Origin of the sequence: Peribacillus huizhouensis (assembly GCF_014138605.1) — a bacterium.
Lineage (GTDB): Bacteria > Bacillota > Bacilli > Bacillales > DSM-1321 > Peribacillus > Peribacillus huizhouensis.
Genome location: NZ_JACJHX010000008.1, coordinates 111406 through 134654, shown reverse-complemented (window position 1 = coordinate 134654; position 23249 = coordinate 111406). Strand labels below are relative to the sequence as shown.

Annotated in this window: 31 protein-coding genes; 29 read left to right on the top strand and 2 right to left on the bottom strand. The window is 48.8% G+C overall.

All coding sequences use genetic code 11. From position 1 onward, the window contains the following. Positions 1 to 256: 256 nt before the first annotated feature. The 18 genes from HNP81_RS13770 (at position 257) to HNP81_RS13685 (ending at position 12693) form a co-directional block, all read left to right on the top strand. Complete coding sequence (locus tag HNP81_RS13770) at positions 257 to 2488, top strand: DNA polymerase (protein WP_182503003.1); 2232 nt, start codon at positions 257 to 259, stop codon at positions 2486 to 2488. Then, positions 2489 to 3493, top strand: coding sequence for a hypothetical protein (locus HNP81_RS13765; RefSeq protein WP_182503002.1), 1005 nt, complete (start codon positions 2489 to 2491; stop codon positions 3491 to 3493). Between the two features lie 70 nt (positions 3494 to 3563). After that, positions 3564 to 4073 carry a crossover junction endodeoxyribonuclease RuvC gene (locus HNP81_RS13760; protein ID WP_246399354.1) on the top strand — a complete coding sequence of 170 codons (510 nt, stop codon included), beginning with the start codon at positions 3564 to 3566 and terminating at the stop codon, positions 4071 to 4073. After that, positions 4070 to 4351, top strand: a complete 282-nt coding sequence (locus HNP81_RS13755) for a hypothetical protein (RefSeq protein WP_182503001.1) — start codon at positions 4070 to 4072, stop codon at positions 4349 to 4351. The genes HNP81_RS13760 and HNP81_RS13755 overlap by 4 nt, the downstream gene beginning before the upstream one ends. Next, positions 4348 to 4539: a hypothetical protein gene (locus HNP81_RS13750; RefSeq protein WP_182503000.1), complete on the top strand. Its 192-nt coding sequence runs from the start codon at positions 4348 to 4350 to the stop codon at positions 4537 to 4539. Before HNP81_RS13755 ends, HNP81_RS13750 begins: the two co-directional genes overlap by 4 nt. Continuing rightward, positions 4505 to 6787, top strand: coding sequence for a ribonucleoside-diphosphate reductase subunit alpha (locus HNP81_RS13745; protein ID WP_182502999.1), 2283 nt, complete (start codon positions 4505 to 4507; stop codon positions 6785 to 6787). Before HNP81_RS13750 ends, HNP81_RS13745 begins: the two co-directional genes overlap by 35 nt. Further along, complete coding sequence (locus tag HNP81_RS13740; protein WP_312859682.1) at positions 6772 to 7206, top strand: flavodoxin; 435 nt, start codon at positions 6772 to 6774, stop codon at positions 7204 to 7206. The genes HNP81_RS13745 and HNP81_RS13740 overlap by 16 nt, the downstream gene beginning before the upstream one ends. Positions 7207 to 7219: 13 nt before the next feature. Next, a complete protein-coding gene (locus HNP81_RS13735) occupies positions 7220 to 8221 on the top strand; it encodes a ribonucleotide-diphosphate reductase subunit beta (RefSeq protein WP_182503079.1) in 1002 nt (333 codons plus the stop codon). A 135-nt stretch (positions 8222 to 8356) separates the two neighbouring features. Then, the gene (locus HNP81_RS13730; protein ID WP_182502998.1) at positions 8357 to 9007 is read left to right on the top strand and encodes a PhoH family protein; all 651 of its coding nucleotides are present in this window, start codon (positions 8357 to 8359) and stop codon (positions 9005 to 9007) included. Between the two features lie 14 nt (positions 9008 to 9021). Continuing rightward, the gene (locus HNP81_RS13725; RefSeq protein ID WP_182502997.1) at positions 9022 to 9597 is read left to right on the top strand and encodes a DUF4230 domain-containing protein; all 576 of its coding nucleotides are present in this window, start codon (positions 9022 to 9024) and stop codon (positions 9595 to 9597) included. Then, the gene (locus HNP81_RS13720; RefSeq protein ID WP_182502996.1) at positions 9594 to 9890 is read left to right on the top strand and encodes a DNA ligase LigA-related protein; all 297 of its coding nucleotides are present in this window, start codon (positions 9594 to 9596) and stop codon (positions 9888 to 9890) included. Before HNP81_RS13725 ends, HNP81_RS13720 begins: the two co-directional genes overlap by 4 nt. After that, complete coding sequence (locus tag HNP81_RS13715; RefSeq protein ID WP_182502995.1) at positions 9887 to 10282, top strand: pyrophosphohydrolase domain-containing protein; 396 nt, start codon at positions 9887 to 9889, stop codon at positions 10280 to 10282. The genes HNP81_RS13720 and HNP81_RS13715 overlap by 4 nt, the downstream gene beginning before the upstream one ends. Further along, a complete protein-coding gene (thyX, locus tag HNP81_RS13710; RefSeq protein WP_246399353.1) occupies positions 10283 to 11035 on the top strand; it encodes an FAD-dependent thymidylate synthase in 753 nt (250 codons plus the stop codon). Next, positions 11032 to 11250 carry a hypothetical protein gene (locus HNP81_RS13705; protein WP_182502994.1) on the top strand — a complete coding sequence of 73 codons (219 nt, stop codon included), beginning with the start codon at positions 11032 to 11034 and terminating at the stop codon, positions 11248 to 11250. The genes thyX and HNP81_RS13705 overlap by 4 nt, the downstream gene beginning before the upstream one ends. Beyond that, entirely contained in the window at positions 11250 to 11549 is a 300-nt protein-coding gene (locus tag HNP81_RS13700; RefSeq protein ID WP_182502993.1) for a hypothetical protein, read from the top strand. Before HNP81_RS13705 ends, HNP81_RS13700 begins: the two co-directional genes overlap by 1 nt. Positions 11550 to 11927: 378 nt before the next feature. Further along, complete coding sequence (locus HNP81_RS13695) at positions 11928 to 12113, top strand: hypothetical protein (protein WP_182502992.1); 186 nt, start codon at positions 11928 to 11930, stop codon at positions 12111 to 12113. Beyond that, positions 12110 to 12352, top strand: coding sequence for a hypothetical protein (locus HNP81_RS13690; RefSeq protein WP_182502991.1), 243 nt, complete (start codon positions 12110 to 12112; stop codon positions 12350 to 12352). Before HNP81_RS13695 ends, HNP81_RS13690 begins: the two co-directional genes overlap by 4 nt. Next, the gene (locus HNP81_RS13685) at positions 12352 to 12693 is read left to right on the top strand and encodes a nucleotide modification associated domain-containing protein (RefSeq protein ID WP_182502990.1); all 342 of its coding nucleotides are present in this window, start codon (positions 12352 to 12354) and stop codon (positions 12691 to 12693) included. The genes HNP81_RS13690 and HNP81_RS13685 overlap by 1 nt, the downstream gene beginning before the upstream one ends. Here HNP81_RS13685 and HNP81_RS13680 read toward each other — a convergent pair. After that, positions 12636 to 13049, bottom strand: coding sequence for a hypothetical protein (locus HNP81_RS13680; protein ID WP_182502989.1), 414 nt, complete (start codon positions 13047 to 13049; stop codon positions 12636 to 12638). The genes HNP81_RS13685 and HNP81_RS13680 overlap by 58 nt on opposite strands. A 73-nt stretch (positions 13050 to 13122) precedes the next feature. On the opposite strand from HNP81_RS13680, the gene HNP81_RS24670 reads away from it, so the two are divergent. The 8 genes from HNP81_RS24670 (at position 13123) to HNP81_RS13640 (ending at position 18335) form a co-directional block, all read left to right on the top strand. Then, complete coding sequence (locus tag HNP81_RS24670) at positions 13123 to 13764, top strand: DNA cytosine methyltransferase (RefSeq protein ID WP_182503076.1); 642 nt, start codon at positions 13123 to 13125, stop codon at positions 13762 to 13764. Next, positions 13764 to 14156: a sigma factor-like helix-turn-helix DNA-binding protein gene (locus tag HNP81_RS13670; protein ID WP_182502988.1), complete on the top strand. Its 393-nt coding sequence runs from the start codon at positions 13764 to 13766 to the stop codon at positions 14154 to 14156. Before HNP81_RS24670 ends, HNP81_RS13670 begins: the two co-directional genes overlap by 1 nt. Next, entirely contained in the window at positions 14156 to 14401 is a 246-nt protein-coding gene (locus tag HNP81_RS13665) for a hypothetical protein (RefSeq protein WP_182502987.1), read from the top strand. Before HNP81_RS13670 ends, HNP81_RS13665 begins: the two co-directional genes overlap by 1 nt. After that, the gene (locus tag HNP81_RS13660) at positions 14388 to 14870 is read left to right on the top strand and encodes a hypothetical protein (RefSeq protein ID WP_182502986.1); all 483 of its coding nucleotides are present in this window, start codon (positions 14388 to 14390) and stop codon (positions 14868 to 14870) included. The genes HNP81_RS13665 and HNP81_RS13660 overlap by 14 nt, the downstream gene beginning before the upstream one ends. Positions 14871 to 15103: 233 nt before the next feature. Continuing rightward, positions 15104 to 15997, top strand: coding sequence for a DNA-methyltransferase (locus tag HNP81_RS13655; protein ID WP_182502985.1), 894 nt, complete (start codon positions 15104 to 15106; stop codon positions 15995 to 15997). A gap of 62 nt (positions 15998 to 16059) precedes the next feature. After that, positions 16060 to 16986, top strand: a complete 927-nt coding sequence (locus HNP81_RS13650; RefSeq protein ID WP_246399351.1) for a hypothetical protein — start codon at positions 16060 to 16062, stop codon at positions 16984 to 16986. A gap of 415 nt (positions 16987 to 17401) precedes the next feature. Further along, positions 17402 to 17806 (top strand): phBC6A51 family helix-turn-helix protein, encoded by a 405-nt coding sequence (locus HNP81_RS13645; RefSeq protein WP_182502983.1) that lies wholly within the window; start codon positions 17402 to 17404, stop codon positions 17804 to 17806. Positions 17807 to 18122: 316 nt separating this feature from the next. Next, positions 18123 to 18335, top strand: coding sequence for a hypothetical protein (locus HNP81_RS13640; RefSeq protein WP_182502982.1), 213 nt, complete (start codon positions 18123 to 18125; stop codon positions 18333 to 18335). Between the two features lie 6 nt (positions 18336 to 18341). Here the strand turns inward: HNP81_RS13640 and HNP81_RS13635 are convergent, their stop codons facing one another. Continuing rightward, entirely contained in the window at positions 18342 to 18866 is a 525-nt protein-coding gene (locus tag HNP81_RS13635) for a tyrosine-type recombinase/integrase (protein WP_182502981.1), read from the bottom strand. Positions 18867 to 18981: 115 nt separating this feature from the next. On the opposite strand from HNP81_RS13635, the gene terL reads away from it, so the two are divergent. The 3 genes from terL to HNP81_RS13620 all read left to right on the top strand — a co-directional run bounded on the left by terL (position 18982) and on the right by HNP81_RS13620 (position 23249). Further along, positions 18982 to 20763: a phage terminase large subunit gene (gene terL / locus HNP81_RS13630; RefSeq protein ID WP_246399350.1), complete on the top strand. Its 1782-nt coding sequence runs from the start codon at positions 18982 to 18984 to the stop codon at positions 20761 to 20763. 93 nt (positions 20764 to 20856) lie between these two features. Next, positions 20857 to 22380: a phage portal protein gene (locus HNP81_RS13625; RefSeq protein ID WP_182503074.1), complete on the top strand. Its 1524-nt coding sequence runs from the start codon at positions 20857 to 20859 to the stop codon at positions 22378 to 22380. After that, positions 22380 to 23249 carry a phage minor capsid protein gene (locus HNP81_RS13620; RefSeq protein ID WP_182502980.1) on the top strand — a complete coding sequence of 290 codons (870 nt, stop codon included), beginning with the start codon at positions 22380 to 22382 and terminating at the stop codon, positions 23247 to 23249. Before HNP81_RS13625 ends, HNP81_RS13620 begins: the two co-directional genes overlap by 1 nt.

Below are 23249 nucleotides of genomic sequence, written 5' to 3'. Positions count from 1 at the left end.
TATAAGGGCGGGGTGGTGGACTTATGACGCATAAAGGGGAGGCGGGTTTATGGCGGTCCTTACGCCGAAGCAGAGGTTAGTCTACTTGATGCAAACGAAGCTAGGCGTTCAGTTGCCAGGTGATTTGCTACACGACATTGACTGTGCGCTGGCGGACGAAAAGGCTATGATAGCGAGGGAGCGCGATTACTGGCGGGAGATGGCGCGACCAATTAAGGAAGCAAAACGGCATCCGCGAGGTTAGGAGGTGGCGGAGATGGAATTACGGCTGAATTTGGCGACAAAGCCGACGGAGGATTCTGCGGAGCGAGTCAAAAAGGCGGCGGCTAAGAAAACGGCGGCGAGCGAGACGATAGAGGAAGCGTGGCTGCGAATTCTATCGATGAAGAACTCGGATAGCGATCAGGCAAAACTACTCGAAGTACAAACGGCAATGGCGAGGGGCACGATAGGCAGGTCGCCCCTTGACGCTGCAAAACGGTTTAGCAAGGCAGAAGCACTCCGCATGTACAAAGTATTGGCGGAAAGCCAGCGCGAAGAAACATTGCGAAAGATGGTCGAGGAATCACCGGCTAATTACGAATTAATAACGACGGAACGGCAATTCCAATCGTTGTTAGCGGAGCTGGCAAGCGAACAGATTATCGCGGTGGACACTGAGACAACGGGCGTAGATGTTTACACTGACGTAATAGTCGGCATGTCCTTCTCGCTTCCGATTGCGGATAAGCACGTTTACATCCCGGTTGACCATGATACTCCGATTCAATTATCGCTAGATTTCGTGCTTGACGGTTTGGCAGCCGTTTTAAACGACGAATCGATCGGCAAGGTTTTGCACAACGCCATGTTCGATATTGCGATGTTTAGGCGGCACGGCTCCGACCTTAAAGGCGTTGCTTGGGACACGATGACTGCGATGCACTTGCTTAACGAAAACGAACCGTCGTACAAACTGAAAGACTTGGCCCCGAAATATCTTGGCGTGGCATCGGACACTTTCGACAAATTATTCGGCAGAGACGCGCAATTCAAGGAAGTCCCTCTCGATATTGCTTTAGTTTACGCTGCGAAAGATACCGAGTTGACTTGGCGGCTATACGAGTTTCAGCGTTCACATATGGCGAAAATGCCCACGGTACTCGAATATTATCAAACTGTCGAGGTGCCATTACTTTACGTAATCGTCGATTTAGAGGCGAACGGTTATATACTCGATCTAGATTTCGCAAAAGAGTACGGTGAGCATCTACGAAAGCGTGCCGAGGAACTTAGTGCGGAACTAGTCGCAACTCTAACTACCTTTCACGCTGGGGACGACGTACTGAATCTTAATTCGACGCAACAAATGCGTCCGGCACTTTCGAAAGCTATCGGCCAGGAAATTCCGAACATGGATGCGAAAAAGACGCTCAAGCCTTTGGCGAATGACTTCGAAGTTGTCGCGAAACTGCTGGAGTACAAGAAAATTACGAAATTGAGCGGCACGTATATCGACACGCTACCGTTAAAGCAGAATCCTACGACTAAGCGATGGCATTCTCGATTTAACCCGATGGGCACCGTTACGGGGCGCTTTAGTTCGGGCAAGGACGAGGATTCGACCAATAATCAGCAATTTAACGTACAGAATCAGCCTCCGGAAGCACGTCCGATGTTTGTTGCTCCGCCGGGCAAAGTTTTAGTTGGCGCGGACTTTAAAGCGCAGGAAATCCGATGTGTGGCGTATCTTTCAGGTGAGCCCGTTCTAATTAACGCTTTTCTTGAAGAACGTGATCCTTACGCAATGATGGCGTCAAACTTCTATAAGCGCCCGTATGAGGAAGTCAACAAGAATGAGGACGGTAGTGACACGAAAGAGCGTAAGCAAATGAAACTCGTATGGCTTGCGACACTTTACGGAATGAGCGATAAATCACTTGGCGCAACACTTGGTATTTCAACGAAAGAGGCGACGCAATTTAAGGCGGACTTATTTGGGAGTATGCCGAAATTAAACGCTTGGCTTGAAGGCAATAAAGAGTTCGTTCGAAAGTACGGCTTTGTGTGGACGGATGAGAATTACCGTAAACGACGCCTGCCCGAAGCGAAATGGAAACGTAAAAACATTCCTTATGGACGATATTGGGACGATAAGTACCGCGAGGAACGCAAATACAACGCAAAGATAGGTACGGCATTTAGGCAAGCGACAAATGCGCGCGTACAAGGATCGTCGTCAGTACAGACGAAAGTAACGATGCTTCGAGCTCATGAGTATTGCGCAAAAAAGCCGGGATGGTCGATGTGGTCTTCCGTTCATGATGAGCTTATCTTTGAGATTCCGGAGGACTTTACGCGTGAGGAGGCGGAAGACATTCGCGATATCATGGTTAATTCGTATCGTTGGGGCGACGTAGTTCCAAACGGAACCGATATCGAGGTAATGCGGAGATGGGGCGAAGGCGTTCCAGTAGGCGAGTGGTTTAAAAATAAGGGGGACGAATAATTGACGATTAACATATGCGAAGTAGCGCAAGAATTTACGGATTATCTAAACGAGTGGCATACGTATTCGCAGCCTTACGATACTAAGCTTGATATCTGGCTACACGAAGCTTTTGCGCAGGAGATGCGGAAGTATAAGAAGATGGATTGGTCAGCGCCCTACTTCTCTCCGTCATCTTCCGGAAAGGATGACCGTGAATTATATGTCAAAGCACTTCGAATGAAAAAGGATGAAGACGAAGTTAAGCCGTGGCAGCGACGATATACTTCGCGGGGAACGAGCGTCGGCGACTGGCTACAACGTGAACTACTGTTAGCCGAACGGCATTTCGAAAAGTTTACAGGGAAGCTCCCACCGTTTAAATTCGAGCGTACTGCGGAAGGCTACCCAGCGTTTGAAGAATTCGTCCACGGACAGAAGTTTTACGAGCACAACGGAAATCGTTTCAGTATCTTGGGCACATGTGACGGAATTCTCGAATATGTGAACGAAGATGGCGAAAGGAAGCGCATAGGGTTGGAGATTAAAAGTAAACAGACTTCGTATGCAGAAACAGGCTTTCAGCGTATGAAAGAAGCGAAGGACGATCACGTAAAGCAGGTGACGTGTTACGCGCTAAATTACGAACTTGACGCATATCTCGTAATCTATGTAAATTGCTCGGTCAAGGCGTGGTTTATGACTGATGAGGAATGGCAGAAAGCGCCGGACATTCGCGTGTTTGGTATCGAGGTAACTGACGAAATGAAGGACGAAATCCTTACGAAGTTTGCCTCGATAACAGCAGCGGTCAAATCCGAAACACCACCGCCACTAGCACTCGAAAAGTTTCGTTTTAATAACTTCAAGGAATCCTGTGCGCTATCGCTGACCGACGAAGAGTATGCACAAGTAAAAGATACGGTCCGCCAAGCGATGCGTTCGAGTTTGCCGGACTGGAAAAAACGGGGCTATATGGAGGCGTACGAGATTATACGAGATGTTCGCGAAGGGGAGGCGGTTTGATGGATGCGATAATCGTTGTTATTTCCGTAATCTTACTCGCGGGTTTTGTGCTCTGCGTGGTGTCAGATTAATGAGAGTTCTCGCAATAGATACGTCGATGGGTCGGCCCGGAATAGCCCTACTCGAAGTGGCTACGCCGAAAGGGAAACCCGCCAAACCGCGCATCATCGACCTTTCGCACGTAACTACCAACGCCAGCCAACACCACGGACTTCGCGCCGAGATTATCGAAGCTTGGTGCGTCAGCTTTATTGCGAAACACTACTCCAAGGGATTCGATGTAATTGTTCGCGAGGATTTCGTAGCCAAGACATCTAAAACGGGCCATCCGGTCTACTCCGCATGGGGAGCGTGCGATCGGGCGCTAAACAAATTCGGCCTTAACTTCACCACGCCAGCCATTTCGCAGAGTGCCGTTAAGAAAGCGGTGTTCGGCAAGGGCAAGGCGGAAAAGGAAGAGTTGGCGCAGGCAGTTCGCGAATGGACGGGATACATCGGAGAGTTTGCGGTGGATGACGAAAGTGACGCGGCGGCTATTGGCCTGGCGTATCTGATTAACGGAGGAGTGATTACGAAATGAGTGCGAATATATTCGTAAATGGCGAGTGGTTGACTACGGTTAAGCCTGCGGACATGACATTTTACTCTTCGAATAAGCCCTTCGATTTTGACAGAGTATTAACGGTTAGGGCGGACTTTCCAGCGGATGTGCTCGAGAAAATGGAGAAAAAGCCTAACTATACTATCGTTTTTGGCGGAGTTGCACGCGGGTCCGTAGAGAGTGTGGACAATGGCGAAATAACGGTCCGTATGAAAAATAGCGAATTTCAAAAACTGCGGAGGAGGGAGGCGGAATGAACGCCCACACATTCCGCCAGCTACTAACCGCACGCCAGCGCGACCTTGCCGAAAACGAGCTGGACCAGCGGAAGAAAACCACTGAGCTTAACATGCTAATGAGGGAACGAATCGAAATAATGGACGATATTATAACGTTAGAGGAGCGATTACATGACGAAAATAACGACAGTAATTACGAAGAATGACGGTAAGAGACGCTTGCCTTTCGATGAGCCACGCCTAGTTGCGTTTATCCATTCGGCGACGCACGCTTATCCGCATCTAAATACGAAGCAATATACGGACAAAGTAATCCGCACGATCACGCAAGGCGCCGAATACAAGGCGGAGCAAATTACGAATCTACTAATTATGACGGCTCTAGAAAATATCGACATGGGGCGGCCGGACTGGACTTACGTTGCAGCATACGTTCACCTGCGCCAATTGTACAAACAGGCGGCGAAGAATCGCGTGTACGACGCGAGCAAAAAGTATGGCGATTTCTATTCGCTACTGACGACATTGACGAATAAAGGCGTTTACTCTTCGCTGATTCTCGAAAGCTACACTAAGGACGAGATCCGCGAGCTAGGCGAAATCATAGCGCCGGAACGTGACAAGTTGTTTACTTACGTCGGGTTGAAGCTATTGAGCACGCGATACTTGGCGAAACATAACAAAGCTATTTACGAGTTGCCTCAGGAGCGACTCCTTATTATCGCGATGCACGTAATGGCAAAGGAGCCGAAGGATAATCGCCTCGACCTTGTAAAGGAATCATACTGGGCGCAGTCCAATTTGTATATGACGGTCGCCACTCCAACTTTATCAAATGCCGGAAAATCTTACGGTCAACTTTCGAGCTGCTTTATCGATACGATTGACGACAGTTTGCAAGGAATCTTCGATACGAATACCGATATCGCTAACGTTTCAAAAGGAGGCGGAGGCGTCGGATTATATATCGGAAAGGTTCGTGCTGAAGGTTCCGATATTCGCGGAAATAAAGGCGCCAGCGGCGGAACAATTCCGTGGATGAAAATCTATAACCAGACGGCGGTAGGCGTAGATCAACTTGGTCAGCGAAAAGGGGCAATCGCCATCTATCAAGACGCTTGGCATAAAGATATTCTCGCGTTCCTAGATTCGAAATTAACGAATGGCGACGAAAGACTGCGTGCGCATGACATCTTCACAGGCGTCTGTTTGCCGGACTTATTCATGGAGCAAGTCAAGAAGCGCGGTGACTGGTATTTATTCGATCCACACGAAGTCCGCACGATAATGGGCTTCTCTCTCGAAGACTTCTATGACGAAAAGAAAGGCGAAGGTTCTTTCCGCGAGCATTACGAACTTTGCGTCCAGTCTAATGAGCTTCCAAAGGTTCGCATTCCTGCTATCGAAATTATGAAACGTATTATGACAGTGCAGCTCGAGGAAGGCGTTCCGTACATGTTCTATCGTGACGAAGTAAACCGCAAGAATCCGAATAAGCACGCCGGAATGATTTACTGTTCTAATCTCTGTACGGAAATCGACCAGAACATGTCCGCAACAAAGATCGAAGAAATAAAAGTCGAAGGCGGAAAGATTATTATTACGAAAATTCCAGGAGACTTCGTAGTTTGTAACCTTTCGTCAATCAATTTGCCAAGGGCGGTCGGCGACAAGGTACTCGAGCGACTGATTCCGATTCAAGTCCGCATGTTAGACAACGTTATCGATTTAAACGATATTGGGGTAATGCAGGCGGAAATGACGAATCAAAAATATCGGGCCGTCGGACTCGGCACGTTCGGTTGGCACCATCTACTCGCGCAAAAAGGTATCTACTGGGAATCTGACGCAGCGGTTAGGTTAGCGGACGAACTCTACGAAGATATTGCGTTCCTAACGATTCAAGCCAGCGCAGACTTATCGAAAGAAAAAGGCGCTTATCCGGTGTTCGTCGGTTCAGAATGGCAGACGGGAGAATATTTCGAGAGTCGAGGATATTTAACGGATTACAACGGAAGATGGTTCGGACTAGCATCCCAAATCGCTGAGTTCGGAATCCGCAACGGCTACTTACAGGCAGTTGCACCTAACGCAAAGACTGCTCTAATTGGCGGAAGTACAAACGGAATCGATCCGTTATATGACATCGAATATAACGAAGAAAATAGCGATTTCAGTGCGCCGGTCACTGCACCTGACATCTCCCCGGAAAATTATGAATTCTATAAAAGGAATCGCTATGTTCTCGATCAACACTGGTCTATCAAGCAGAACGCGGCACGTCAACGACACATTGACCAAGGAGTTTCGTTTAATTTATACGTACACAAGACGATTCTTGCAAAAGACCTGCTCGCTTTGCACTTAGACGCGTGGGAGTCCGGCTTTAAAACAACTTACTACGTTCGCTCAACGGCGATCAGTGTGGAGGAGTGCGAGTGGTGCTCAAGCTAAACGTTGCAATCATTTACGCAAGTTTCAGCGGAAATACACAGGAAGTGGCGGAATTAGTTGCGGAAGAATTGAGGAATCAAGGTCATTCGGCGGAATTGTGGCGCATTGGCGCTGCCGTTCCGCAACAATTAACGAGTTATGACGTTGTGATTCTAGGGACATTTACGTGGAATAACGGAGCTATACCCGACATTTTCGGAGATTTTATCGATAGTACCGAAGCCCGAGCGAAAAAAGTATTCGTATTCGGGACTGGCGATACACAGTTTCCGTACTATTGCGGGGCGGCCGACCAGGTACATGAACTATTTTCAGCAGATGGTGACGTGTTAAAGATCGAGCAGAGTCCGCGAGACTCGCAGGAATTGAAGATAACGGAATGGACGAAGGGAGTTTTGCGAATTGTTGCAGAAGATTAAAATATTGGAACCGATGAATCCGAATAAGGCGACAGCGCTGTTTGGTGGCGAGGCTAGTGGATTTCTACTTTGGAACGACATTCAGTTTCCGCATTGGGCGGAGTCTTACAATAACTTGCGTGAAAGTTTCTGGAAGGCGGACGATGTGAGCATGGTTTCTGACCGGAAGCAGTATCCAGAACTGGCGGAAAAAACCCGGGATGCTTACGAAAGGATGATGGGGGCTTTAGCGAGTATGGACGGACCTCAAACTAGGCTTGCGCTAATCCTGGCTCTATACGCTACTGATCCGGCTGCCGCAGCTATCCTTGCGTATATCGCTCAACAAGAGGCGGAACACAATACCAGCTACACATACACCCTATCGTCAATTATGGACCTTGCGAAGCAGAAGGCGGTGTTTGAGCGAGGACGTGTCGACCCTATTTTGCGAAAACGAAACGAAAGTCTAACTGATATCTATAACGAATTTGTAGTGAACCCATCGCACGAAAATATCGCAAAGGTGCTCGTACATTCGTCAATACTCGAAGGTCTGTACTTTTACTCAGCGTTTGCGTTCTTTTACAATCTCGCCAGACAGTCGAAAATGGTCGGCACGTCTACGATGATTTCGTACATTAATCGCGACGAAATGCAGCACGGACGCTTCATAGCTGAATTGTTCCGAGGTCACATCGGGCAACATCCGGAATTAAATACGTCAGAGTTCACGCAGTACGTTTACGATACGTTTCGTGAGGCAGTCGATAATGAGATCGTGTGGAGTAAGGAAGTTTTGTCGGGCGTTGACGGAATTGACCTTGTGGAATTAGCGGACTACATTCGATACCGTGCGAATAAGGTGCTGCGCTTATTAGGTCTTAGCGACCTATACGAAGGATTATCGGAGAACCCAATGCCATGGATTCGCGCTTACGTAGATAATTTTAACGGAACGAAGACGGATCAGTTCGAGCAAAGGCCACGCACATATTCGAAGGTAAGTGCAAGTAACGGAATGGACGATTTATAAGAATCTGCGCGGAACGGCTTGCTCCCGCGACATATATAGTAAGCAGCTGCGCGAAACCCGATTCTTGCGCGGCATAATACGTAAGGGCGTCATCATTCTACCGAATAGGTCGGCGCCCAAAAGGAGGAATTACGGATGCCTTTACCGACGAATAACATGCTTTTCGGATTTGAATCGAAACTCACGGACGAGCAACGCGCATATGTCGATAGTATTTTCGATAATCAGCTTACGATTGTTAACGCTAAATCAGGTACCGGCAAGACGACGCTGGCTGTTGCTTGCGCCAAGTTAATCGGCAAACCGTTAATCTACACGTTTTCGCCGGTCGAAGAGGGAGCGATGGGTTATACGCCAGGATCCGTCGAAGAAAAGGAGTCGAAGTACATTCAGCCGTTGCTTGACGCGCTGGTAGAAATCCGTGAGGATCCGCGCTTTGCGATTAAGTCCGAAAAGAATCCGGACATAATTAACGAAGGCGCATGGATCACGGCAAAATCGCACACGTTCGTCCGCGGTACGAATATCAAGGAGTCAACGCTGATAATTGACGAATCGCAAAATATGACAAAGGGCGAGCTTAAAAAACTTCTGACGCGTGTGCACGATTCAACAACGGTAATAATGATAGGTCACGATAAGCAGATCGACCTCAAAGACCCGAAGAAGTCCGGATTCGCGCCATACATCGAACATTTCCGCGACGAGCCTTACGCGAATGTATTGCGATTATCAATTAACTTTCGCGGTAAACTTGCGCAACATGCAGACGAATTAGAATGGTAAGGAGGCGAAAGGCGATGTTTAAGAAAACGGCAGCAATCGTCATACTAACGTCGGGCATCGTACTATACGCATCAAACGCCATCGGCGGAAGCGAAACCGCAGCACCTGCCCCAACTCCGGCGCCAATCATCCTGCACGAAGCAACCGTCATCAGCGCTCTCAGATCGGAGGCTCGCATCGTAGCGCCCACCGGAAAGGTTACGAAAACCATCTCGCAGCAGGACGAAAACTTCTGGGGGCATCGCGTTTACAAAATGACAGTTAATGGGAGCTTCGTTCTCGGCGTGGATACGCAGGACATCGTCGTCAGCGTGGAGGGCAACACGATAACCGTCCGGATGCCTCAGCCGAAAGTGGTGTCGCTGGACCTTCCGTATGACGAAATGACGCTCACGGAGCAGAAGTCGCTATTACGCAAAGAGTTGCCCGACGACGAGTTAAAAGCGCTGTATACGAAGGCAGAAAAGGCGGTGCGGAAGGATATTGCGCAGGATCGCGACGTACAGGCGAAAGCCGAACGCCAAATGGAGCAGGCGGTCGAGCAGATTATCGTCAAAATTAACGGGGTATCGCAGGTCATATTTCAATGAACGAAGCCATCACGGAACTAATCGCGCGGCGCCGTCGCCAAATTCTCTCCCACTCATTTTTGTACTACCAGATGAACGAAAGTATCGTTTCTGACTCCGAATTCGACGAATGGTCAAAGGAGCTGGCGGAGCTACAAACGAAGCATCCGGCGGAATCAGACGAAGCAGTATACGCGAAGGGTTTCGAGGGCTTCGACGGGGCGAGTGGGTATGATTTACCGTACTACTATCCGGAAATACAGACGATAGGATATAGAATATTGAGCGAACATAAAAGGAGGACGAATATATGAAAAAACAATACGAACAAGTAGCGGAATTTCACGAAAAGTTTGGGCATCCAGTGGCGAAAAGCCCAACGGTAATGGGCGAAGTTAGAAAAGGTGAGCGTTACGGATACATGCTCGAAGAGTTAGACGAATTTAGCGAAGCAACAACGGTCGTGGACCAGGCGGACGCTATGATTGATTTAATATATTTCGCAATTGGAACGCTGGTAGAAATCGGGGTAAATCCGGAGCCGTTGTTCGATATCGTTCAAAACGCTAACATGTCGAAAGTGTGGCCGGATGGTACCGTTAAGTATGATCCAGAAACTAATAAGATAATGAAGCCGCCGACATTCGTTCGTCCAGAGCCGTTATTGCAGGCGGAGATTGATCGTCAATTAAAGGAGGTCGAGTAAATGGCGGAAACTAAAATGAACGTATCGTTACTTGCGCATACGAAACTATCCGGACAATTTATCGAAAAATTAAAGGCGGAGCAAGATTTCGCCATGCCGTTCACTAACGGTCAAGCAGTCGCTCTTTCCGCAATTCGAACGTGCTACTCGCCGGGCAAGCCTTCGGAAATCGTCGCCAAAGAAGGCGCTAAGTATTTCGGCAACAAGGCGTCCGACGGCGCAGGAGGCACGGAAGCCGACCGATTGTTCCGGCAAATAGTCTCCTCTAAACATACGTCTACTTTGGAGCATATTTCGTTCACCTTTGCGATTGAAGGCGTTTCTCGCGCATTGTTAGCGCAACTTACACGTCATCGGGTCGGATTCTCTTTCAGCGTGCAGAGTCAGCGGTATGTGCGATTCGGGTCGGGTGATCGGAGTTGCGGATTCGATTATGTTGTGCCGGAAAGTATCAAAGGGAAAATCGGTGCTGAAGCGGTATTTCATGCAGCAATGAAGGCAGACCAAGCTGATTATGATGCGTTGAGAGCGAACGGTATAAATTCCGAAGATGCCCGAGCAGTCCTACCGAACGCAGCCGCCACGAATCTCGTCATGACCGCAAACCTTCGCGCCCTGCTCGACTTCTACGCGAAAAGGCGTCCGGGTAACGGAGCTCAGGGTGAAATCGCTCATCTGGCGGAGGAATTGAAGTCAGCGGTAATCAGCGTTGAGCCTTGGACGAAACAATTTTTCGAAATGGGGGCGAAATGATGGGTGATTTATACGTTTTAGCTTATTTCAATAAGGAAGACGGTAGCTTCGTAGAGTATGTCCGCAAAGGAAGAAACGGCGCAATTAGCGGATATGATACGTTTGATAGCGCGCGGAGAGGCTTTATTCAATCTAAGCGTTCACACAGGGCGCAGATTTACGACTTGCGCATCGTTAAAGCGGGCGAAGTAAAAATCATTAAGGAGGCGGAATAGTGAGCGAAGTTAAAACGCACTTGATCACAGACGAATCGATTGGCGGGGTTTTACGGGAATATGTCGAGGTTGACCGGAAGGCTAAGGTTGGGGATTACGTAATAGACAAGAATGATGTTCGAAAAGTCCTTCGTCAAAGTGAGATCGGAGTCACATTGGGCGATGCTTACTATGGTCTAAGGCACGGTTGTTACCGCACGCTCGAGTCGACCGAAATCGTCCAAATCATCGGCACACGTTATCGCCTAGTCGATCGAAAAGCCGAAATTGGCGAGAAGGTGATTATTGTTGAAACGTAGGATTCCTCAAAAGTCGGCACTATCGGCACATGTACAGTTAACGACGATTTTGACGACGGTAGTATTGATGCTGATTTAATCTTTGATGGCGGTATTGTTGAGCGGTTTATCGATACAGATGTCACCAAGTATCGCGTACTCATTCCGGTCTCAGACGAAGAAGCTCCGCATTCCTACACGCTGCCCGATCTATTAGCGAAATGCACACCGGAAAATAGGCACGAAGAGGTCCTTGCGGAAGGCCCATCCGTCGACGCCACGCAGTGCTCACCGGCCGTCCTCGACATGCTGGCGAACCTTGCGCGTCGCACATCGGAACTAGAACGAATAGTCGGCGAGTTGGTTCGCGCCAAGAATTCGGCGGAGGAACAGTTGCGAATGACGCAGAATAACGTGCAGACTTTCGCTGAGCAAACGGAGAGTAACTCGAAGGATATCGCAGAGCTAGAGTATAAGTTTATTGACGCAATCGTCGGTAAGCCAGCCGACAAGCCGAGCAAGTCTGCGGAAGAGATACTGCGCGACATCTCGGAATTGTTAGCGGAAGGTGGCGTGGGGCAATGACTGATCTCGACGGCTTAACGTTGAAAATTTCGGTTGAGGACCGCCACGACGGAGGGCTTTCTGTTACGGGCACCGACGTAGAATCCGGCGAAACGTACGTACTTATCTCGAAGCCGGGCATCTCGAAATACATCGAAGCCGATACGGATGAACGCCTCCGAAAACTTGAATGGCAGATGGCGTTTGTGCTCGAAGATATTGCGATGCTAACGGAAAGAACGAAAGGGGTCGGTCAATAATGACGCAGGAAGAACGGATCGCACAGATATGTGACGAAGTTAAGGAGTTATTAATCCGTAAGAACCGCGACTATGGCGACAGTTTCGCCAAGCAGTTCGCAAAGTATGGCGTAATGAGCGGCCTAATCCGCATGGACGATAAAATGTCGCGCTTAGATAACCTTATCGGCGGGGCGCAAGACAGCGTCGGGGAAAGCGTGGAGGATACGTTGTGTGACTTGGCAGGTTACGCCATCCTTACGTTGCTAGAAGCACGCAAAAAAAAGCGGAGTGAAATAGGTAATCACTCCGTCTTAATTCCGCCATCTGGCGCATCGAATCCGACTAAGCCAAATGTGTAAGCTCCTTCAGCATAGGCGCCGAAATCTTTTCCGAGGAATTCGTACCTAAGCGGCAGTGTCTCGTCAGCAATCGCCAGCGCGCGTATGAACGGCTTGGCCGAGCAGTATCGGCGGGGGTCGAATCGGAATGGACGTACGTTAACAGCGCGCACGACTTCCGGCTTGGCTACGACTAAGCGTTTGTTGGCGTGATCGTGTCCGATAATTAGCGCAGCACCTTCGGGCGCCAATCCGAGCTTCTTCCATGCTGCCGACGATAGGTAAAGGCGTTTCTGCGAATCAACGGTTATGTATGCGTCATCTAGCGTGGTCGAGTACGAAATCCAGGCGAAGTCGGGCGTTTCTTTATCAGGCATGGCGGACAGCTCCGTTCTTTTTTACGAATAGTATACGAAATAGTAACGAAAATAGCAAGGGGAGGCGTTCTTTATTAAAATACTCGAATTATTCGCCGGCACACGGAGTATTGGCAAGGCGTTTGAAGCGGCTGGTCACGAAGTATACAGCGTCGAATGGGACGAAAAACACGGAGATATCGATTGGTACGCGGACATCGGCAAGATTACGGCGGAAGTCATTCTCGAAAGGTTCGGCAAGCCTGACGTAATATGGGCTAGCCCGGACTGCACATCGTATTCCATCGCGGCTATTTCGCACCACCGGACACGCGAACCAGACGGCAATCTGGCGCCGAAAAGTGACTACGCGAAATTCTGTGACGAAGTAAATGCGAATATGCTGCGACTTATCGACGATCTGGCTCCGAAATACTACTTTATCGAGAATCCGCGCGGAGGTATGCGGAAGATGCGGTTTATGGCGGACCGTCCGCGGCACACAGTTACGTATTGTCAGTACGGCGATGACCGCATGAAGCCGACAGATTTGTGGACGAATCACCCGGCGCCAGCATTCCGGCCAATGTGTAAGAACGGCGCGCCTTGTCACGAAGCAGCACCGCGGGGCTCGAAAACAGGCACACAAGGGCGCAAGAATGCGATGGAGCGTAGTAGGATTCCGGATGAGTTATGTCGGCATATTGTGGAGATTTGCGAAGAGGAGGCGAACTAATGGGCGCAGTTAAATACGACATACACGCAGGCGATCGACGTTTATCGGAGCGTTACGCCTTGGACAATCCGGAGGGCGTTCGGCTCCTGCTCGGCGATTATCACGCGCTGCTCGGCCGGCAATATCAAGGCGATTATTCAGCGGTAGATATACTAACCGACCTGGCGGCGGCAATCGAACGGGCGGGCCTGACGGTTAGGCAGCGTCAGGCGTTGCGTCTGGTTTACGAGGAGGATTTGACGCAAAAGGACGCAGGGGCGTCGATGGGAGTTTCGCAGCAGGCGATTGATATTTACGTAGATAATGCGATAGAAAAGATAGCGGAAATTTTCTACTATTGGGCGGGGCATGGCGAAGGGTATGCGGTTACAAATACGAAAGAGGAGGCGTAATGATGGACGAAGATTTTATTTATCCGAAAAGTGGCGTCATTTTAAATTACGAAAAGTTTCCGTCGTTCGGCGGTTTCTCATTTTCCGGGGGCTTTGCGAAAGAGCCGAAGCAGGTTTGCGCTAATGGGTACGATAAGCCGATTACGCACGTGGGATTCGAAATTTACTTCTACGCGATTTTCTACAATCGTCAAATTACGGTCGGGTATAAGCATATCAAGGAGGTAGCGGATGACGGACTATAAAACACAGCTACACGAAAGTATTACGAAGCTACAGGCGGAAACCAAGCGCGGCGAATTACCGCGTGAGCTCCGTATGGTGAAAATCGAGCAGCTAACGGAGGATTATTACGCAAAAGCTGGCGAGATGCCGGACGAGGTTGCGTTGGAAAGACTGGCGGACTTGGTGCTGTACGAGGAGTTGTCGGATATGAATGAGCATAAGATCGCACAAACGGAATACCCGTTTCTGAGCGAGCGCCAGTTTGACCGCCGTGATAGTCGAGAATCTTCGGTAGGCGATGCGATAGACAACAGCGCTGCGGATGGTCGTGTTCATTTGAAGCCGACGAAGAGGGAACGTACGGGATACGAAAATAGATTCGTAGACAGGAAGACGAAGACTAGGAACGTGGAGAGAAAACGTAAGTATATCGAGTTTACGAAGGTGCAACCGGTGAGCGTTAGGAATTTGCGAGATATTTCCGAGTGATATTGTTATTTATGACGTTAGTTATCTATGTTTCTTGAAGGGGCTATTGTTATTTTCGGTGCCAGACGCACTAATATACGTAGGGTATTGTGTTTTAGTGCGTTTTGTATCGTATTAAATGACGGCGTTTCGACGCCGATTAACGAAAGGAGTACGAATAGATGACGAAAGAATTACTAGGGAGTTTGGAGTTAAACCGGATATATCAGATGGATTGCTTGGAGGGTATGCGGTTGATTCCGGATAAGAGCGTAAATTTAATCGTGATTGATCCTCCTTATAATATTGGGATAAAGGGCGCCAGTTGGGATAAATACAGTAAGGAAGAGTATCTCAAGTTTATGAGTGGTGTATTTACCGAATGCCATCGTGTACTAAAAGATAACGGGTCGTTTTACTGGTTTCACAACGACATGCAACAGATCGCTCAGTTAATGACGTGGTTAGACGAAAACTCTTCGTTTGTTTTTAACTCATTTGTAACATGGGATAAAGGTGATTGGCGGGCTCTATCTTGGAAAAACCCAAGTGATGAAAGTAATTTAAGGAGCTGGTTTAATACGTGTGAGTACCTTTTTTACTACTCGAAACCAGAGGAGATCGATGACATAAAACAGTATTTAATTTCCGAGAAAAAGAAAAGCGGCCTTACGTTGCTAGAAATTAACCAACTTTTCGGAATACAGATTTCAGACGGAATAGCAAAGCGTTACTTTGGAAATAGTCAATGGGAGCTTCCAACACGTGAAAAGTATGAAATTATGCAAACGACGGGGTATTGGAAAAAACCTTACGATGAGTTAAAGTCTGCGTTTGATAACGCCAGAGCTGTTCACCACGTAGACCCAAATCATAACAATGTTTGGCGATATAAAACGGAGAATTCAGGTAAATACCACGCATGCCAAAAGCCTTTAACGGTAATAGAGCGAATTATTAAATCTTCGTCTAACGAAAGCGACATTGTACTTGACTGTTTTATGGGATCCGGAACAACTGCGGTGGCTGCCACACGATTAAGCCGTAAATTCATCGGGTTTGAGCGTGAGTCTGAATACGTACAGATCGCAAACCAACGCCTTGAAGCGATAATAGACTCGCAAGCAGATCGAAAACTGACGGAATGATTCACGCTCGCCTAGCGCGGGCTTTTTATTATGTGCAAATATACCGAAAAGGGGACGATATGATGAGTAGATTTGAGGAACAGCGCCAGTGGGGCAATTTAACTCGGAATTTAAAACGCGGAGTCCTTGCGCTAAAGGAGAACGCCGTTGTACAAGACGGTAGGGTATACGATCAAAATGGCGTCGATAAATCACACTTGGCGGAACTGTCCGTTAAAACAACGCCGGCTCAACGTGAGGCTTTACAGGCGGTCGACGAATTAAGTACGCACGAATTGGAGAACGGGCATTTCGTATTCGCGTTTTTCGAGAGCTGTAAAACGATGGCGGAGCGCTACCCTGCGTTCACACAGCCGGATTTAGCTCGCTTAATGTTTATCGGCACATACACCGGTTACCAAACCGGGCGTCTACAGCATGACAACGGAAAGGTAATCGATAAGAGGGCGCTGGAGACGTTAATCGGAATTAGCCGCAATAGGTTCGCGGAGTTCTACCGCAAACTGATTGACGCGGATATCGTACAGGAGCAAGGCGGCGAAATCCACATTAACCCTAGCGTTTTCTTTCGCGGACCGTTAAAAGAGTCTGGCTACAAGTTGTCCGAGTATAGCCATACGCGAATGTTTCGAAAGACTGTGCGGGACTTGTACGCTATATATAAAGGAAGGAAAACGGCTCAGTTGGCGATTATATACGCGGTGCTGCCGTTTCTTAACTTCCGCACGAATGTCGTGTGCTTCAATCCGCAAGATAGTGACGATGATTTACGAGCGATGAATCTCGATCACTTGGCGGCATTACTCGGCTATAAGGATACGGACAAACTGCGGAGGGCGCTCGAAGGTATTGTTATCGACGGGGAGCCCGTATTCTGGCTGCCACATAACGCAAAGGATCGGAGGCAGAAGCGTATCGTCGTTAATCCGCGAGTGGTGTTCGCTGGACCTGCGGAATCGCTTGGCGCTGTAAAAGTGCTGTTCTCGTAAAAATACCCTGCTTTTACGGTGCATTATCCGCGAAATACCCTGCTTTGACGGTGCATACGAAAACCTCTACAAACGTTGATGTGTCGCGGTTTGTGGGGTTTTTTTCGAATTCTGTCCCTCTTAATCAGACATAGGTATTTAAGTAATTGCGCCACCATTCGCTATCGCTACATTCGGCGCCGTATCTTTTCTTTTATTTAAGAACCAGCGAAAAAGGCATAGTTAGCAAGGTCGGCACGCTCTTGGCCGGCTTTGCAAGGTTTTCAAGTCGTAAGACTTGGCGGTAATAACTGCGTACATATATCGTAATTCTATTGTTATTTACGCTGTCTCACGGTCTTATGTTTAGAGGAATGTAAACGAAAGTAAAGGCGATAGCTTATCGCCATAATCACGGAAAGGAGGACGGAATTATATGGCACTAAAACGGTTAAACGCCGAGCACCTATTGGCAATTCAATACTTAAGCCTGCCGCGTAAAGGCGGAAAGACAGACGAAGAGATTGCGCAAATCAGTGGAGTCAGTCGACAGTCGATCCACAATTGGCGCAAGGATCCGTTGTTCGAGCGAGAGCTAAAGAAGCAGATCGTGCGCAATAGTCAGGACAGATTACCGGAGCTAGTCGAATCGCTTGCGGAAATAGCTATACGTGATGGTAATGCCGCTATGGCGAAGTTGGCCTTGCAGATTAACGGTATGCTTACGGATAAGGTCGAGATAGAGACGAAGGGCTCCGATAAGGACATCGATTATGATGCGTTGGATAGCGAGATAGCTTCGTTTGGAGCTACGCTAGGAAAGCCGAAGGACGTCGAGTAGGTAGGCGAATAAATCGACGATGTAAAGTAGCGAGATAATGGCGTAAGTATGAACGTCTATATAATAGAAGAAACACGGATGATGCGTTGGGGTGGCGTGTGTGATGGGGATGTACTTCCGTTTACAGTCGGTCCGCACGGACATCCTGACGCACATCGACCCGGAAACTTTCGAGTACTGCCGCATAACCTATCGTAGATATGCAGTATCCTATGCACTCCGCCTCGATCTTACGCTGATAACCATCGTTGATATGACGCTGTTAACCGACTGCATAAACGAGTTGATAAAGGTGGGGTCGATAGATGGGCTAGGAATGGCGGTATATCAACGTTTGTTGCGATTGCCTAACGTAACAAAAGGAGTTTCTGATTCATTCGTTATTCGTTCGAGTGAATACGCTATACAGGGAACGCTCGATCCCCCAACCCCGTATTTGAAAAATCGCGAAACTGGACACACTAAAATCGACGAATCAAAATTAACGTTTGACTTTTCGGCACAAAAAAAAGCGCCACCTTTACGGTAACACTCGTCATAAGCATACGTCAATATAAACGTCGTCAACGGTATCCTGCACAATTCCGATGTACTTCAAGGTATCGCGCTGGCTGGCGTGGTTCAGTACGGTCATCAAGACGGCAATATCTACGCCAGATTTATACGCATGGTAGGCGAAGGTCTTGCGTAGCGTGTGCGTACCTATTTCCGTATTTATACCGGCACGATCAGCGGCAGCATTCAGTATTCTGTACGCCTGCACACGGCCGATTGCTGCGTCACCTTTTCGTGAGGGAAATAAATAGCCGGAGCTTGGCGCCAGTTCGCGAATAGACTTGCGGACAGCTTCGTTAATCTTGATGCGCTTGGCCTTGCCGGTCTTTTGCTCTTTTAGCACGATATATTCGCCGGAAAAGTCTTCGGCCCGTAGTTTGAGTAAATCGCTTATTCGTAGAGCAGTATTTATGCCGATCGTAAATAGTAGCAAGTCGCGGCCATGCAACGCCTTTTTCATGCGCTGAATATCTCGCTTGTTTTTAATCGGTTGGACTTCGTTCATTTCCGTTTCACTCCAATCGGTCGCCGAAAGCAACTCCTTATTAGTTATGTTACATTCATAATATACGATATACATACGCAAGTCAAACGAAACTTTAGGAGAGGAGACGATAAACTTGGCGAATATCAACGGGCAGTGGCACGACTACAAAAAGCGCGGCTCTAAAATCGAAACGTTGCGCAAGTATATCGCGGTTAAAGTACGAATATACGCGACGCTCAGTCCCGACGACAAGCTCGACCTGAAGCGCATCATTGACGAGTTTCGCAGGCTTCGCGACATTCACCGGGGCGAGACGGACCTGCTATTTTTCGCGTATAAATACTTTGGCGACAACTTGAACCGCGATAACGCCGGCAACTGGATCCCGGAGTTCAGCGAAAGCGGACTCAACCTGGCCGACGCACCGGAAGATATCCTTAAATATGCGCCAGAATTTCATGGTGAGATATGCGACATTATGAACGTAGTTTCGAACGAAGAGATGAACAAGCGCGTAGTCGTTGCGGCCCCACGGTCTCACGCCAAGTCATCGTTCTTATCGAAAGCCTTTCCGATTCATGAAATCGTCTATCGCAAGCGGAAATACATCATAATTATATCGGAGACGCCCTCCGTGTCCAGCGCAAACCTCGACTGGCTGAAGGTTCAGCTAACGGGTAACGAAGCGCTGATTCGCGACTTTGGCGCCCTTCTTTCCGCAAGACAGCAGATGAATCCGAAGGACAACCAATCAGAGTTTATCGCGTGGGAAGACGAGGGAGAAGGGCGACAGAAAATGCTTACGCTGGTTCAAGCGGCTTCCTCCGGGCAAGCTTTGCGCGGGCGAAATTGGAACGGAACTCGGCCGGACTTAATCGTCTGTGATGACGTCGATTCCGAAAAGAATAACAATACCGCTGAGCTTCGCGAGGAACTAAAGGCTTGGTTTCGCCAGGTTGTCGTTCCGTTAGGAGATCCGGAAGGAAAAAAGACGGCGATAGTGTTCATGGGAACAACGGTCCATCACGATTCACTTTTAATCGACGTAATGAAACACCGTGCCGACTTCGAAACTAAACGCTACCAGGCGATAATTACGATGCCTAAACGCGAGGACTTATGGGAAGAATGCCGGAAGTTATATATGAATCGCGAAGACTCACGCTCGGCCAAAACGGCGGAGCTTTTTTATATTGCAAACAAAGCGGATATGGACGAGGGCGCCGAAGTACTATGGCCGACAGTCCAGCCGTTATTTAAGTTAATGGCGTGGAAATGGGACAACGGCAGCAAAGCGTTCAACACGGAGTATATGAATAATCCGTTAGATACCGAGTCGATGGTATTTAATCCGGACACATTTACGTATTGGGACGATAAAGACCCAGCGCGCCAGTTTCCGCATGAAGAATACGACATCGCTCTCGGCATAGATTTCGCCATGGGTAAGCAGAAAGGCGACTTTTCCGCCATTACGGCAGTAGCACGCCATAAACTTACGAAGGTCTGTTACGTAATCGATTCGTATGGTGAGCGCGTTCATCCGGACGAGTTCATGGAAGTTATCGTAAAGAAAGTTGCGAAATTTCAGCCGGACATAATCGGTGCGGAGGCAGTAGCAGCACAGGAGTTCTTCGTCGATAAGTTGAAAGAGCGACTTCAGCATACGGGCTACCCGGCACATAATCGCGTGAAGAAAGTTTACCAGCGTAATCGTAAGGAGTTACGTATCGAGGCGATGCTGCCAGACATAGAAACGTCTAAGATTCAGTTTTCGCGGAAACATACGCTATTGCTAGAGCAGTTCGAGCGGTACGGCGCAGACCACGACGATCTGATTGACGCTACGGAAATTTCCGTTTCTATTTCGAAAAATACGCGGAAACGAGTCATACAAAAACCATCATTTTTATAACGAAAAGGAGGCGGCGAATTGTTCGGACTTGGAATTTACAGTAAGCGCGATCTAGAAAAACGCGCAGAACACGAAGTCACGTATACAGACCGCATGATCCGTCCGGGCGAACAATTTCCGCCTGCTACGGAACGCGAAAGAATCTCGAAATATAAACGTGGCAAGCGAATATTCAAAGGGCGCCAGATCGAGATTTACGAAAGAGCGACGGAGCTTCTGCGCGACACACCGCACGCGCCACAATTGGCGAAGTTATATATCGCCGTAAACCTCGCTGATATACTTGTCACAAAACCGGCTGACTTGCTAGTCGGAGAGCCGCCGAGTTTCGAATCAGGCTTGCCGGATGATACGGACGAACAAAAGGCGGTCAATCGCTACGTCGAGGAAAACGACCTCGTTAAGCAGATTCACGAAAGTGCGGTCGGTAACGGCTATCGTGGCGATGCGTGGTTTAAGGTTCGCTACGGGTATCGGACGGATTTCTCCGAGGTGCGAAACGTGCTTACACCGGAAGCGTACGAAGAACTCATTACAGAGCAGCCGTTGGAGCCGATTATCGAGCACGTTAACGCAGAGTATGTTTATCCGGAAGTTTCGCGGGGCAACGTCAAGTCGTTCAAGGCGGTCAATATATGTACGGTTGAATACGTGGTTACGTCGAAAAGTGAAGTGCCGTTTCTTAACGTGGAGCGCCACTTGCCCGGCTATATCATCTACGAACGCTATCGTTTGCATGAATTCGAGGGTGGCGTCGATAATACGTACGGCTATCCGTTGCAATATTACAACATCGGCGAAAAGGTTCCGACAGGGCGAGAAACAGACGTAGTAGCTACGGGCGTGCCAATGATGCTCGCATTTCATGCGCCATATAAAGCGGTTGACGACGAGTGGGAAGGAATCAGCGGAATTGAGAAAATGGAAACGTTGCTGGCGGCGCTTAACGACCGACTCGTGCAGATCGATTACATTTTGTGGAAGCACAGTGATCCGAATTCGTATGGTCCGGAATTAGAAGGCGCTGAAAATAGCGTACGCTCTGGCGGTGTTTATATACCTGTCGCTAAAGAAGACGTAACGCCAGGCTACATGACATGGGACGGACAGCTTTCGTCAGCATTCAAGGAGCTTGAAGTATTAATTTCGCTAGTCTTCCAACAAGCGGAAACGCCACAGTGGTTATTCGGTACTGTGCTAGGCGAAAATGCTGGCGGAACAGGGACGTCTCATACGGACAGCGCGGCCATCAAATCTCGCTTTATGCCAATAATATCGAAAGTAAAAAGAATTCGCACGCATTACGACAAGGCCATACGCGACGCACTATGGGCGTGCCAATTACTCGACGTAAAGCACGGAGATTACGACTTCGAGCCAGTCTACCCGAAAGTTACGTGGCAAGACGGCATTCCGAAAAATGAGCTAGAGCAAGCGCAAATCATGGAAATCCGAAGCGGCAAAAAGCCCACGATAGATATACATTCCGCAATCAAGCGCCAGGACGACGTGGATGACGAAAAGGCGGCGGAAATAGTTCGCAGGATTTCAGAAGACGAAAAGGCGATTAATGGTTTCGTCGACGGCACGATATTTAACGAGGGTGGCGATGAGTAATGTCGGAAATTCCAACGCCATCCTACGACAATGAAGTTGCCATTCTTCGCGCCTATTACGAAAAAGCAATTGCCAACGTTTCCGCCGAGTTACTACGGCTTGGGCTGACGGATTTCGAGCGGGCCCAAATCATCGCAACGCAAGCGGAAATCAAGAGCATCTTAAAGGAGCTCGACGCAAACTCATCGGAATGGGTGGCGACGAATATTCCGAAAGCAGCGACTGACGGAGTGATTCGATCGCTTGTTGCGCTAGGTCTTGCAGAAAACGTAGCACAGGCGCAGAGCATCGTCCAGTTTAACCGATTTAATCGCGACTATATAAAGACGGCGGTGGCGGACACACAGGCGGACTTGCTACAGATTTCGCAGAACGTCGACCGAAGGGTCCGAATCGCAATACGCCAAGCAGCTGCGGAAACATTCCGTACGAATCTTACGCAAGGCATCAACGGAACGCAGACGCTACGCCAAGACATATTGCGCCGGCTAGATGACGCAACGAAGACCGGAATTGTAGACGCTGCGTCGCGAAAGTGGAAGCCGCAAGTATATGCGGAAATGGTCGTGCGTACGAAAATGTCGACGGCGCACCGTGAGGCTACGATGAATGATGCGCTGGGTCGCGAAGTTTATTACGCGGTGATTTCGAGTCACGGCGCAAAGGACGCCTGCCGACGATGGGAAGGGCAGGTTATTTCGCTGGTGCCGGATGCGCCCGGAGGTTATCCGTATATTGGCGCGTTGCCACGGCGGGATATCTTTCATCCGAATTGTAAACACGTTTTGACGCCGGTGAGGAATCCGGAAAGGCTGACGGGCGACGAAGGTTTAGATCGGAGAAATACGATTGACGTAGAACAAATTTAA